General features: G+C 33.8%; 10 protein-coding genes and 1 pseudogene. 8 read left to right on the plus strand and 3 right to left on the minus strand.

The features are described 5' to 3' along the window. Positions 1-19: 19 nt before the first annotated feature. Positions 20-145: pseudogene (locus ACYQ3D_RS08685) on the minus strand (IS3 family transposase); the annotation flags it as partial. A 553-nt stretch (positions 146-698) separates the two neighbouring features. On the opposite strand from ACYQ3D_RS08685, the gene ACYQ3D_RS08690 reads away from it, so the two are divergent. From ACYQ3D_RS08690 to ACYQ3D_RS08720, 7 genes are all read left to right on the plus strand, one after another. After that, a complete protein-coding gene (locus ACYQ3D_RS08690; RefSeq protein ID WP_459837858.1) occupies positions 699-2,147 on the plus strand; it encodes a 4-hydroxyphenylacetate 3-hydroxylase family protein in 1,449 nt (482 codons plus the stop codon). Between the two features lie 20 nt (positions 2,148-2,167). Further along, positions 2,168-2,470: a NifU family protein gene (locus ACYQ3D_RS08695; protein WP_459837859.1), complete on the plus strand. Its 303-nt coding sequence runs from the start codon at positions 2,168-2,170 to the stop codon at positions 2,468-2,470. After that, positions 2,471-2,791: a hypothetical protein gene (locus tag ACYQ3D_RS08700; protein ID WP_459837861.1), complete on the plus strand. Its 321-nt coding sequence runs from the start codon at positions 2,471-2,473 to the stop codon at positions 2,789-2,791. A 44-nt stretch (positions 2,792-2,835) separates the two neighbouring features. Continuing rightward, positions 2,836-4,110, plus strand: coding sequence for an acetyl-CoA hydrolase/transferase family protein (locus ACYQ3D_RS08705; protein ID WP_459837862.1), 1,275 nt, complete (start codon positions 2,836-2,838; stop codon positions 4,108-4,110). A gap of 29 nt (positions 4,111-4,139) precedes the next feature. Then, a complete protein-coding gene (locus ACYQ3D_RS08710; protein WP_459837864.1) occupies positions 4,140-5,495 on the plus strand; it encodes a hypothetical protein in 1,356 nt (451 codons plus the stop codon). Between the two features lie 348 nt (positions 5,496-5,843). Continuing rightward, positions 5,844-7,949, plus strand: a complete 2,106-nt coding sequence (locus ACYQ3D_RS08715; RefSeq protein WP_459837865.1) for a sigma 54-interacting transcriptional regulator — start codon at positions 5,844-5,846, stop codon at positions 7,947-7,949. A gap of 551 nt (positions 7,950-8,500) precedes the next feature. Beyond that, a complete protein-coding gene (locus ACYQ3D_RS08720) occupies positions 8,501-9,802 on the plus strand; it encodes a cation:proton antiporter (RefSeq protein WP_459837867.1) in 1,302 nt (433 codons plus the stop codon). A gap of 28 nt (positions 9,803-9,830) precedes the next feature. Here ACYQ3D_RS08720 and ACYQ3D_RS08725 read toward each other — a convergent pair whose 3' ends face one another. Then, positions 9,831-10,478, minus strand: a complete 648-nt coding sequence (locus ACYQ3D_RS08725) for an undecaprenyl diphosphate synthase family protein (RefSeq protein WP_459837869.1) — start codon at positions 10,476-10,478, stop codon at positions 9,831-9,833. Between the two features lie 153 nt (positions 10,479-10,631). Between ACYQ3D_RS08725 and ACYQ3D_RS08730 the strand changes: the two genes are divergently transcribed. Further along, positions 10,632-11,744, plus strand: coding sequence for an amidase domain-containing protein (locus tag ACYQ3D_RS08730; protein WP_459837871.1), 1,113 nt, complete (start codon positions 10,632-10,634; stop codon positions 11,742-11,744). A 79-nt stretch (positions 11,745-11,823) separates the two neighbouring features. Here the strand turns inward: ACYQ3D_RS08730 and rbr are convergent, their stop codons facing one another. Beyond that, a complete protein-coding gene (rbr, locus tag ACYQ3D_RS08735) occupies positions 11,824-12,396 on the minus strand; it encodes a rubrerythrin (RefSeq protein WP_459837873.1) in 573 nt (190 codons plus the stop codon). Positions 12,397-12,456 lie beyond the last annotated feature (60 nt).

The following is a 12,456-nucleotide window of genomic DNA, read 5'->3' on the forward strand; positions in this document are numbered from 1 at the left end:
CCTCTGGTTTTGGGCTATTTTATTTTTGTAATAAATCCAATTCTCTCATAATCCGATGAATACGCTTATGATTGACTATTATCCCTTCTTTATTTCTGATGTAGTTTGTAATCATTCTATAACCGTAATACGGGTATATGGAGTTGTGAACTCTCCTTCAAGATTAAGGATTGCCTAAACTTTTAGGTTAAAACAGTTAAAAATCAAACATCTTGTAAACTAACCTAGTAGTAGGCTTTGCCATCGTCAGGGTTACTCTGCGATTTAGATTGAAATTTAATCTATATGAAGTAGTTAGAAGTTCCATCTAAATCTGGACGCTTTAAAAGTACTTAGATAAATTAACTTGTTTTTTGATGCAGAAGCAAAATGAATGTTGCATATTTGCATCAAAATAACCGATTTTAAGCAGATGATTTTGGTATTTACCTGTATTTATTTTCCTAAATTCTATAATTTAATTTAAAATCATTGTTTAAATAATGGTTTATACTAAAAAATGTATTTTATACATTTATTTTATGATTTACTATTGTTTGGAATGGAAAATGCATTTATACTATTGTGAAGGAATATAATAAATAATAAAAGGAGGAGGTGAAGTTTAGATAAAGGTAAGCTTAATTGGTTATATGTAAAGAAATGATTAGTTATTGATTCCAAACTTAGAATTTTAAATTATTAGGAGGGATTAACTAATGAAAACTGCTAAGGAATATATTGAGAGCTTAAAAGAGCTGGATTTAGAGGTTTATCTATTTGGAGAAAAAATTGAAGATCCTGTAGAGCATCCGATTATTAGACCATCAGTTAATTCAGTAGCTGAGACTTATAAAGTAGCAAACGACCCGGAACATGAAGATTTAGCGACAGCTACTTCAGACCTAACAGGAGAAAGAATCAATAGATTTACCCACTTACACCAAAGTACCGATGACTTAATTAAGAAAGTAAAAATGCTTAGATTATTAGGTCAAAGAACGGCAAGCTGTTTCCAGCGCTGTGTAGGTATGGATGCTATTAATGCTTTAGATAGTGTAACTTATGAAATGGATGAGGAATATGATACAGAGTATCATCAGCGGTTTGAAGAGTATCTTGAATACTGTCAAAAAGAAGATTTGACTATGGACGGAGCTATGACAGATCCTAAAGGAGACCGCAGTCGCCGGCCGCATCAGCAAGATGACCCTGATCTATATCTGCATGTAGTAGAAGAGAAAGAAGATGGGATTGTTGTCCGTGGGGCTAAAGCACACCAGACAGGAGCAATAAATTCTCATGAATTAATAGTCATGCCGACAATTGCGATGAAAGAAGAGGATAAAGATTATGCTCTTTCCTTTGCTCTACCTAGTGATGCCGAGGGAGTATTCTATATCTACGGTCGGCAGTCTTGTGATGTCCGTAAGTTAGAAGATGGCGAGATTGATATGGGGAATCCTACTTACGGCGGACAAGAGGCGTTAATGGTCTTTGATGATGTCTTTGTACCTTGGGAACGCGTTTTTATGTGCGGCGAATACAAGTATGCCGGTAAGTTAGTGTCTCGCTTTGCTGGTTACCACCGACAAAGCTACGGCGGCTGTAAAGTAGGGGTTGGAGATGTATTGATTGGAGCTGCAGCAACTGCTGCTGAATATAACGGTGTAGAAGGGGCATCTCATATTAACGATAAGCTAACCGAGATGATTCACCTCAATGAAACACTCTATTCTTCCGGAATTGCTTGCTCAGCTGAGGGCTCTCCTACGGCTTCAGGTAATTACTTAATCGATATGCTGCTGGCTAATATCTGTAAACAGAATGTAACTAGATTTCCTTATGAGATTGTTCGTTTAGCTGAGGATATTGCCGGCGGCTTGATGGTAACTATGCCTTCTGAGGCTGATTTACGCAATCCAGAAATAAGTGATTATATCAAGAAGTATTTAAAGGCTAACCCAGATGTTTCAACAGAAAATCGGATGAAGATGTTGAGATTCATTGAGAATATGTCCTTAGGAACAGCTGCAGTTGGCTATAGAACAGAATCTATGCACGGGGCTGGCTCACCAATGGCTCAGCGGATTATGATTCAGCGTCAGGGCAATTTAGAGCAGAAAAAAGAGTTAGCCAAAAATATAGTTGACGTCAAGGAAGAATAATCGCTTAAGGAGGATCAGTTATGGATTTAGCAGAGGTTCAGGAATTTTTGGATGAAAATGTGAGGCCAAAATTGGCCTCACATAATGGCGATATCAAAGCAGTTAAATTAGAAGAAGGTAGGCTGGAAGTTAAGTTATTAGGAGCTTGCAGTCAATGTCCAGCTGCTCAGTTAACAATGGAAGAAGTAGTAATTGATTCCTTACAAGAAGAATTTCCCGATTTAACAGATATTAAAGCTATCGAAGGAGTCAGTGATGAATTAATTAGTGATGCTAAAGAGATTTTGAGCAGACGCCGAAAAAATAGGAAAGGTATAACTTAAATGAAGATTGGTGTTAAGTATTGTGGCGGCTGTAATCCTCAGTTAAAGCGCAAACAATTAGTTGATAAGTTAAAAAGAAGATTAGCTGTCTCATTTACTTCTTGTTTTTCTACTGAAGAAGAGCTAGATTTACTGCTGATCGTCAATGGCTGTCATGTAGGCTGTGCTTCTAAATTTAATGATTATGAATTTCCAACAATTAACATCCGCGGTTTTATCTTAAATGGTAATCAGCTAAGTAAAGAAGAGTTGATAAAGAAAGTAAATAGTCAGATATTAGATATGTTAAATAGTGAAGTAACAGGATTGATTTGTGACTAGTAAATAGCTTAAATTTTGCTAGCGTAAAAATAAGGAGGCTAAGAATGACTTGGCAAACAAAGTATAAAAGCAAAGTGAAAGGTGCTAAAGAGGCTGTAAAAACGATTGAGTCTGGTGATAGAGTAGTTTTAGGTCATGCTTGTGCAGAACCACAGGATACGGTAAATGCAATGGTTAAGCGAGCTCCAGAATTAAGTGATGTAGAGATTGTTCATATGCTGGCTATGGGAGATGCAGAATATGCCCAGCCGAGAATGGAAGATAGCTTTAGACATAATGCTTTATTTGTAGGTGGAACTACCCGCAAAGCTGTAGCCGAAGGCCGGGCTGATTATACTCCCACATTCTTTTTTGAAATTCCTCGACTATTTAAGAAGGATTATCTATCTGTTGATGTAGCTATGATTCAGGTTTCTACGCCTGACAAACATGGCTATTGTAGTTATGGTATCTCAGCAGACTATACAAAGCCGGCCGCAGAAACAGCAGATATAGTAATTGCTGAAGTTAATGATCAGATGCCTAAGACTTATGGTTCCTTTATTCATGTATCTGAGATTGATCATATTATAGAGACTTCTAATTCGATTATTGAACTACCCAAATCAGAAATTAGTGACGTTGAAGAAGAAATTGGCAAGAATGTTGCCCCATTAGTTGAAGATGGTTCTACCTTACAGTTAGGAATTGGAGCTATTCCTGATGCAGTCTTAAATTTCTTAACTGATAAACAGAATTTAGGTATTCATTCGGAAATGATTTCAGATGGAGTTGTAGACTTAATTAAAAAAGGGGTGATTAATAATAGCCAGAAAACACTACATTACGGAAAAATGATTGTAACCTTCTTAATGGGTACCCAAAAGCTTTATGACTTCGTTGATGAGAATCCTATCCTTGAGATGTGTCCAGTAGACTATACTAATGATCCGCGGATAATCGGTCAGAATAAGAAGATGATATCTATTAATTCGGCAGTTGAGGTAGATTTAATGGGGCAGGTAGCTTCCGAAACAATAAATGGTACTCAGATTAGTGGTGTAGGCGGTCAGGTTGATTTTGTGCGCGGTGCATCATTTTCTAAAGGCGGTAAGTCAATTATTGCTATGCCTTCTACAGCAGCAGGTGGAGAAATTTCAAGGATTGTACCTCAATTAGATGCTGGTACGCCTGTTACTACTTCTCGTAACGATGTTCATTTTATTGTCACTGAACATGGAGTAGCAGATTTGCGAGGTAAATCTTTACGCCATAGAGCAGAAGCATTGATTGAAATAGCTGCTCCTAAATTTAGAGAAGAATTGCGGCAAGAATTATAAAACTAATGAATTAAACTGGGGGGAGTAAAATGCCGATTAAGGAAAGAAAAGAAGGAGAAGAACAGCCTTATATTCCGTTTGGGCCTTTCAAAATACGAATGCCAATTATTCACTATGATTGGGCGTGGCCTGAATTCTTTCAAGGACTATTGTTATGTTCAACCTGTCTTGGAGCAATACCGATTTTAACTCAAACTATGGGCTTTTCTTTTGAATTAGCTCTATCAATGGTGATCATCAATGGTTTGCTGTATAATTTACATGTCTTATTAGGCGATCCAGTAGTGCCTGGGTGGATAACTCCAGCTATACCACTAGTATTAGGTTTTCTCGAAAAATACTCTATAGGAGTACCGCGGATTCATGCTGTAATTGCTTTACAGATGATGGTAGGAGTAATATTCTTAATAATGGGGGTTACCGGCTGGGCTAATAAATTAATTAAGTGGATCCCAGATTCAATTAAAGGAGGGATTCTTTTAGGAGCCGGAGTTGCCGCTGTAATCGGTGAAATAGAGGCCGGAGGAAGATTTAATCAATTTCCTATTGCGATTCTTGTGGGAACTATAGTTTCTTATTGGGTGCTTTTCTCTATAAAATATAAATATGCTAAAAAAGATAGTAATTTATTATATCTTTTTGGTAAATATGGTATGTTACCTGGGGTATTAATAGCATTAATAGTTGGAGCAGTAATTGGGGAGATTCCTGTTCCTAATATAGATTGGTCAATATTCTTACCGAAAGTAGGATTAGTATTAGAAAAGACGAGTCCTTTAGGCGTTGGATTTCCAGCATTAAGTGTGTTTCTTAAAGCAATCCCTATGGCGCTTGTGGCTTATATAATTGCTTTTGGTGACTTTATTACCAGTAAAGCATTGGTAGAAGAAGCAGATGAAGAAAGAACCGATGAAAATATAGATTTAAATCCTAATCGTTCCAATATCATAAGTGCTTTACGTAATTTGATTCAATCAGTTGTAATTCCATACGCTCCATTATGCGGTCCTTTATGGGCAGCAGTTACTGCAGCTGTGGGAGAAAGATATAAAGAAGGCAGAAAATATATGGATTCTTTCTTTAGTGGAGCAGGAACATTTAGGATAACTACTTTCCTTTCTTTAATGTTGATGCCTATTGTTTCTTTCTTAAAGCCGGTGCTACCGGTTGCCCTCTCCTTGACACTATTAGTGCAGGGCTATGTCTGTACTAGACTTGCTATGAATTATGTTGAAACTGATGCTCAAAAAGGAGTAGCAGGTGTCATGGGAGCAATTTTGGCAACTAAAGGTGCAGCATGGGGATTAGGAGTGGGATTCATTATTTATTATCTAATCGGTCCTGATAAAGAACTTGATAAAGTAGAAGAATCAAAAGCAGCATAATAAGGATTAATTTAGAATGTAAGAAAAATAATAATTCAAAGGAGCAGGATAAAAATCTTTATCTTGCTTCCCCTCTTATTCTAATCTTATAATGGTTTAAGCAAAATATCATAATTAGACTCTTTGATTAATATTGTGAAGAATCATCTGTACTGTAATTGAAGTCTGTTAGCAAATAATTGCAACAGGCTTCAATCTAGTTTTTGGCTGTAATTCCATCAACTCTTCCAAGGAAAATAAGCTTTTTTGTTGAAGATATATAATAAGCTTCATATTTATGGAATTTGCTTAATATAAGTTTTGCTTAGAAGGAGTTTAATAACAATAAGATTAGATAGGGGGGGTTAGATGTTAAAAGTCAAAGATATTATGCTTGAAAAAGTCGTAATGATTAGGTCTAATATGTCCCTAAATGAAGTAAATGAAATCTTTATTAACCAAAGGATTAATTCTGCTCCTATAGTAGATGAGGATAATAATAGGTTAGGACTGATTACTAGCCATTATTTACTACAGATGATAAATAATTCTACTTCTTTAACTAAGAAAATTTCTAGTTGCTTAGCAGGAAGTATTAATCTACCAGAAATGATTACTATAAATCACCATCAATCCGTAGATGATATAATTAATAATGTTTTTGATAGAGAGTTTGTGGCTGTAGTTAATGACCAGGATGAGATTATAGGAATTTTATCTACCACAGATTTAATGAAATGCTGGCCGCAAGTTAAACGAATGATTGATGAATTTAATGTTATTTTAAATTCTACTTATAATTCTATTGTAGTGATTAATACTGAGGGAAAGATTACTCTTTATAATAAAGCAGCAGAAAGAATGTTAGGAATTCCACGAGAGGAAGCATTAGGAGAGAAAATTGATAAGATTATTCCTCAGACTGGACTGCTAGAAGTGCTTGAATCGGGAGAACCACAATATTCTAAAAAATTAAAGCTCGGAGCTGATACTGCTGTTAGTAATCGAAATCCTATTCAAAAAGAAAATAAGATTATTGGGGCAGTAGGGGTTTTTCAGGATATCTCTGAAATAGAATCTATCAGTAAAGAATTAGACAGTGTCAAGAAATTAAATAAACAATTAAAGACTATTATTGAGTCTTCGTATGATGGGATCTATATTACTGATGGTGAAGGATGTACCATTGAAATGAATAGTGCTTATGAAAGAATAACCGGATTAAAAAAGGAAGAATTAATTGGTGAACATATGGAGAATTTACAACAGGAAGGAATATTTTCACAGTCAGTTTCTTTATTAGTTAAAAAAAGAGAAAAACCAGTAACAATTATGCAGCAGATTAATGATGAAAAAGATGTCATAGTAACCGGTAATCCTGTCTTTAATGATAATGGAGAGCTGATTAGAATTGTAACTAATGTCCGGAATATTACAGAATTAAATAGGTTAAGAGAAGAGTTAAAGGAAGTAAAAGAACTAACTGCTAAGTATCATCAGGAATTAGAAGAGCTTAGACTGCAGCTGATGGATGATGGAGAGATAGTAGCTAAGAGTAAAGAGATGAGGACAGTCTTGGATTCTGCAATTCAAGTAAGTAAATTTGATTCGACAGTATTGGTGTTAGGTGAATCTGGAGTGGGGAAAGAATTAGTGGCTGAATTAATCCATAAATCCAGTTCACGCAGTGAAAATTCATTTATAAGGCTTAACTGTGGTGCTATTCCTGAAGATTTATTAGAATCTGAATTATTTGGATATAAAGAGGGAGCATTTACTGGAGCCAAGGAAGAAGGCAAAAAGGGGATGTTTGAGTTAGCAGATGGCGGCACTCTATTTTTAGATGAAATTGCAGAACTGTCTCTGAACTTACAGGTAAAGCTTTTAAGGGTTATTCAAGAAAGAGAAATAATGCCGATTGGAGGAACAAAACCGGTTCCCATAGATGTAAGAATTATTGCTGCTACTAATCGTGATTTAGAGAAGATGGTTCAGAAAGATGAATTTAGAAAAGACTTATTTTACCGCCTCAATGTAGTTCCTATCTCAATTCCTCCTTTAAGAGCAAGAAGAGAGGAGATTCCGATCTTAATTTCTGATTTTTTAAATAAGTTTAAAAAAGAACATGGAGTGGATAAGGCGATTTCTTCTATTGCTTTAGAATATCTTATCAATTATGATTGGCCTGGAAATGTACGGGAGTTGAAGAATTTAATAGAGAGATTAGTGGTAATGTCTAATAATGAAATGATTACTAAAGATGATTTACCAAAAAAATTTATTTGTGAAAATGATCTCGAAAAATATATTAAGATTTCAGATATTATTCCTTTAAAAAAAGCAGTAGAATTGCTAGAAAAAAAATTATTGGTTAAAGCTTTAGATAAATGTAGTACTACAAGAGAAGCAGCTAAAGAGTTAGATGTTCATCAATCTACAATAATAAGAAAAAAACAGAAGTATATGCTTGATTAATTTCGATTGAAATTAACTTTCCCAAAAGGGTAAATTCGATTGGTTAGGGGTCTGATTAAACCGATTATTTCATATGTCGTATCTTAAAGCAGAAAAAGTTTAATACAATTAGATTCACTGATAAAGATTATCAGATAGCTTTACTATAAGAAAAGATGAGCACAGATGAATATCAGCAATTAGCTAATAAACGAGCTGGAATTGAAGGTATTCCTTCAACCTTCAGAAACAAATATAACATTGATGAAATCCCTGTTAGGGAAAACTATGGGTAAAAATCTGGCTCGGGTTTAAAGTTGCAACTTATAACTTCAAGAAATTACTTAAAGGACTAAAAGATAAGGATATATCAGCTTTATCTAACTTATTTTTCTGTGTTATCGGTATTATAGTTTTGAAAAATAGAAAACTAGCTTTAAATACTTAATTCAAAGAGCTACTTTTTAGTGAACCATAATATTAGTTATGTTTAATAATAACCAGGAATTAACAAAGTTACAGACAATTAATAAATAAAGGTAGTGAAATATAATTTTTAAGAGGTGACATACATGAGTTTAGAAGCTGTTAGTACCCTTCAAGACCTTCAACAGTGGTCAATGTTAAACCATCTCAGCCATAAAACAATTTATATTATTGGTAGTTTAATTGTAGTTTCTTTTTTAGTAATTGCAATTACTAAAAAACTAAAGATTCCTAGTGTTGTAGGGTATATCTTTATTGGTATTTTATTTAGTGATAATTTAATCTATAATCTTCCTTTTTTATCTACTTTACAGAAAGAATGGTATACTTATTTAATTGATTCTTTTAACTATGTAACTATTTTAGCCGTTTCCTTTATTTCTTTTACTATTGGTAGTGAATTATCTATTAGAGTACTCAAAAAGTTAGAGCTGGAGTTTGCTTTAATTGTTATTTTGGAGTCGTTAGGTGCTTTCTCGCTAGTAACTATTAGTATGTTACTTGTAGAGCAACCTTTATTTATAGCTTTATTGCTAGGAGCTATAGCCTCTGCCACTGCTCCAGCAGCTACTGTATTAGTGATTAAGGAATATAAAGCTCGAGGTGAATTTGCAGCTACTTTATTAATGATTTTAGCAATTGATGAAGCATTAGCTTTAATAATTTTTAGCTTTGCTGAACCAATTGCTTTAATTAGTGTAGCAGATGAATTACAGTTTTCTTTCTTTACTGCTATTTGCATTCCGACATTTAAGATACTAGGGGCTATTTTACTAGGCTTAAATGTAGGTTATTTGTCTCAAAAACTAATGAATTACTATTCTGGTAAAAAAACAAGGAAAATACTATTATTATTATCCACTATAGTGGGGATTTCTGCTATTTCTTTAGCTCTGGATTTTTCTCCTTTAATTGCTAATCTATCAGTTGGATTTGCTTATAGGAACTTTTCTCGGAAGTATTTAGGAGTGGCTAAGCATATGGATACTTTAACTATTCCTTTATATGCTATCTTTTTTATCTTAGCTGGAACTCACATTCAATTTAATCAGATAACTTCGCAGAGTTTCTTGGTATTAGCTTTAGTCTATGCTCTAGCTCGAATTATTGGGAAGGTAGGTGGGGCGTCTTTGGGAGGCTGGTTATCCAATGCTCCCCCCAAAGTTACTAAATATATTGGAGTTGGGTTATTACCCCAAGTGGGAGTAGCTATTGACTTAGCTTATACAGTACAACGAGACTTTATTAATTTTTCTGTACATGGCTCGCAGGTAGGAATGTTAGTCTTTAATATTTTACTATTTACTACTGCTGTGACCGAAATAGTTGGCCCCTTACTGACTGAATACGCTTTAATTCAAACAGAAGAAATTAATATTAACGAATAAATAAAGCCTCAAGTTGAGGCTTTATTTATTAGCCACCTAGAGTAATATCTTGTTTATCATACCATTGTAGGGCTTGATAAAAGTCCTCTGTTTTAAAATCAGGCCAATAGTTGTTAACTACATAAATATCTGAATAAACTGACTGAGCAGGTAAAAATCCACTTAATCTCCTTCTTTCTCCCCAACGAATAATTAAATCTATCCGGGAGATATCCTTTGATTTAAGAGAAGAAATAATTCCTTTTTTAGATCGACTTTCGTTTTTATTTAAATTGCTTAAATCCCAATGCCAGCCATAATTAATTAAAAAATTAACTTTTACTTCTCCTGTGCCAAAATCTTGTCTCGCTGTAGTATAGGGTAATAGTTCTTCCGGAAACATATCTGATTCTGTATTACCAACTACTAAGATAGAAGCATCTTCGACCGTTAACATTTTAACTGCTTCAATACAAGCTTTAGTAAATGATTTAGTCTGGATAGAAGGACGTTTAGTATTATCCATAGTAAATCCGTAGAAAGTTAGTTCTTCAACTCCTTCCTTTTTACATAATTTAAATAATTCTAATCCGGGGCCTAATCCATAAGTATAACCTTCTTCTTTATTTAAATCATGATTTTGAGCCCATCTTCTATTACCATCAGGTATGACACCAATATGACGTGGTATTCTCATTTATTCCCCTCCTTTTAAATTATTATTATCAATTATTACTTTATTTATTATTAACTAGTTATAATTTCTAATAAAATAACCATCTAAAAATTTAAGGAATAGAATATTAATTTAGGACATATAATTTTATAAGTCTATTGTGGAGGGGAAAGTATGTTTATTTTTATTAAATTAAAAAAGCTAATGACTTTATTATTAATTGTTTTGTTTATTAGCGGAATAGGATTTTATCTACAAGATAGGTCTCCTCCAGGTACTACTGTACTTACAGAAGAAAATCTAGAGGATATGTTACCAATAAAGGTACAAGAAATAATTGATTCTAGAAATAAAGCTATATTAAAACAGGATTCAACCGCTTTAAAAAAATTCTATAATGAAGATAACAAATATAGCTTGTGGGCTTATCAACATGAGCTAAGGAAGATGAATTATTTACATAAGTGGGCCATTAAACAAGGAGTAGAAATCAAGGATATTAATTCCCAAGTAATTGTCACAAATATGGAAGAAAAAGAAGATGAATTTACTATGAATTTATTAGTCTCTACAGAATATCAGTATTCCTATCAAGATGAACCAGATAAATATAATTCCTTTAGACTAGGAACCTATCATTATTTGGATTTATCCTCGCAAGAAAAAGGCTGGATAATCAAAAAAGAATGGTATAGAGATCCATTATCAACTTCTGTTCAGTTGAATCAACAACAAAATTTACAAGAATTTATTCTGGCTCAAGAAGCTAAAGATATTTCTGATCTCAAGCCCCAAAGAACTAAAGCTTTAAAATACGCGAATAAATACTGTGGTGCTGCTACTCCAATAGAATATGACTTTCAATATAATAAAGAATATAGAAATTTTAATCATCGAGGTGGTGATTGTGCTAATTTTGCTTCTCAAATTCTGCATGAAGGAGGAGGATTTAAAAAAAGTAGTACTTGGGATTATAATCAAAGAGATGGCACTAAAGCTTGGTTAAATGCTCATGCTTTTAATAGGTATATGACTCATAGTGGTCGGGCTTCAGTAATTGACCGAGGTACTTATGATCAAGTGCTTAAGTCTTCTTATGAGTTATTACCAGGAGATTATATAGCCTATGAGAACCAGGGGTCTGTAGAACATATATCTGTTGTAACAGGGATTGATTCTAAGGGGTATATCTTAGTTAATTCTCATAATGCAGATCGTTATCGAGTTCCTTGGGATTTAGGTTGGAGCCCTCAAACTAAGTTTTGGTTAGTTCGAGTTCATTATTAAACTTTACAATACTTATAAATGAACAAATTAATCAGATAAAAGAGTAGGCAATTTGCCTACTCTTTTATCTAGATATATCTTAATAATTTTTTTCTTTAAGTCGAAAGTAACTTTGTGGGTGAGCACAAGCTGGACATTCTTTTGGTGCTTCCTCTCCTTCATGGACATAACCACAATTACCACATTTCCATCTAACTTCTTCATCTTTAGCAAAAACTTCACCTTCTGTTAAATTTTCTAATAAGGCTAAATATCGCGCTTCATGTTCTTCTTCTACCTCAGCAACTTCTCTAAAGACTCTAGCAATTTCAGTAAACCCTTCTTCTTCTGCTACTTGAGCAAATTCTGGATATAATTCAGTGTGTTCTTCATTTTCTCCTGCAGCAGCTGCTTTTAAATTTTCTTCTGTAGTACCAATTACTCCTGCTGGATAACCAGCTTCTATGTTTACTGTTCCTCCTTCTAAAAACTTAAAGAATCTTTTAGCATGTTCTTTTTCATTTCGTGCTGTTTCCTCAAAAATTTCAGCAATCTGCTCATAACCATCTTTTCTGGCTTGTGAAGCAAAGTAATCATATCTGTTTCGAGCTTGAGACTCTCCAGCAAATGCTTTCAATAAATTTTCTTCTGTTTTTGTTCCTTGTAATTTCATTAATATCCCTCCATAAAATTAATCGTTCTATTATTTATATTATTGGTAATAGTAATTAGT

The sequence above is a fragment of the Halanaerobaculum tunisiense genome, from assembly GCF_054657635.1.

What these genes read in the sequence shown, in the direction of transcription:
- ACYQ3D_RS08690 (WP_459837858.1), top strand. Translation starts at nt 699, where the DNA reads ATGAAAACTGCTAAGGAATATATTGAGAGCTTAAAAGAGCTGGATTTA.
- ACYQ3D_RS08695 (WP_459837859.1), top strand. Translation starts at nt 2,168, where the DNA reads ATGGATTTAGCAGAGGTTCAGGAATTTTTGGATGAAAATGTGAGGCCA.
- ACYQ3D_RS08700 (WP_459837861.1), top strand. Translation starts at nt 2,471, where the DNA reads ATGAAGATTGGTGTTAAGTATTGTGGCGGCTGTAATCCTCAGTTAAAG.
- ACYQ3D_RS08705 (WP_459837862.1), top strand. Translation starts at nt 2,836, where the DNA reads ATGACTTGGCAAACAAAGTATAAAAGCAAAGTGAAAGGTGCTAAAGAG.
- ACYQ3D_RS08710 (WP_459837864.1), top strand. Translation starts at nt 4,140, where the DNA reads ATGCCGATTAAGGAAAGAAAAGAAGGAGAAGAACAGCCTTATATTCCG.
- ACYQ3D_RS08715 (WP_459837865.1), top strand. Translation starts at nt 5,844, where the DNA reads ATGTTAAAAGTCAAAGATATTATGCTTGAAAAAGTCGTAATGATTAGG.
- ACYQ3D_RS08720 (WP_459837867.1), top strand. Translation starts at nt 8,501, where the DNA reads ATGAGTTTAGAAGCTGTTAGTACCCTTCAAGACCTTCAACAGTGGTCA.
- ACYQ3D_RS08725 (WP_459837869.1), bottom strand. Translation starts at nt 10,478, where the DNA reads ATGAGAATACCACGTCATATTGGTGTCATACCTGATGGTAATAGAAGA.
- ACYQ3D_RS08730 (WP_459837871.1), top strand. Translation starts at nt 10,632, where the DNA reads ATGTTTATTTTTATTAAATTAAAAAAGCTAATGACTTTATTATTAATT.
- rbr (WP_459837873.1), bottom strand. Translation starts at nt 12,396, where the DNA reads ATGAAATTACAAGGAACAAAAACAGAAGAAAATTTATTGAAAGCATTT.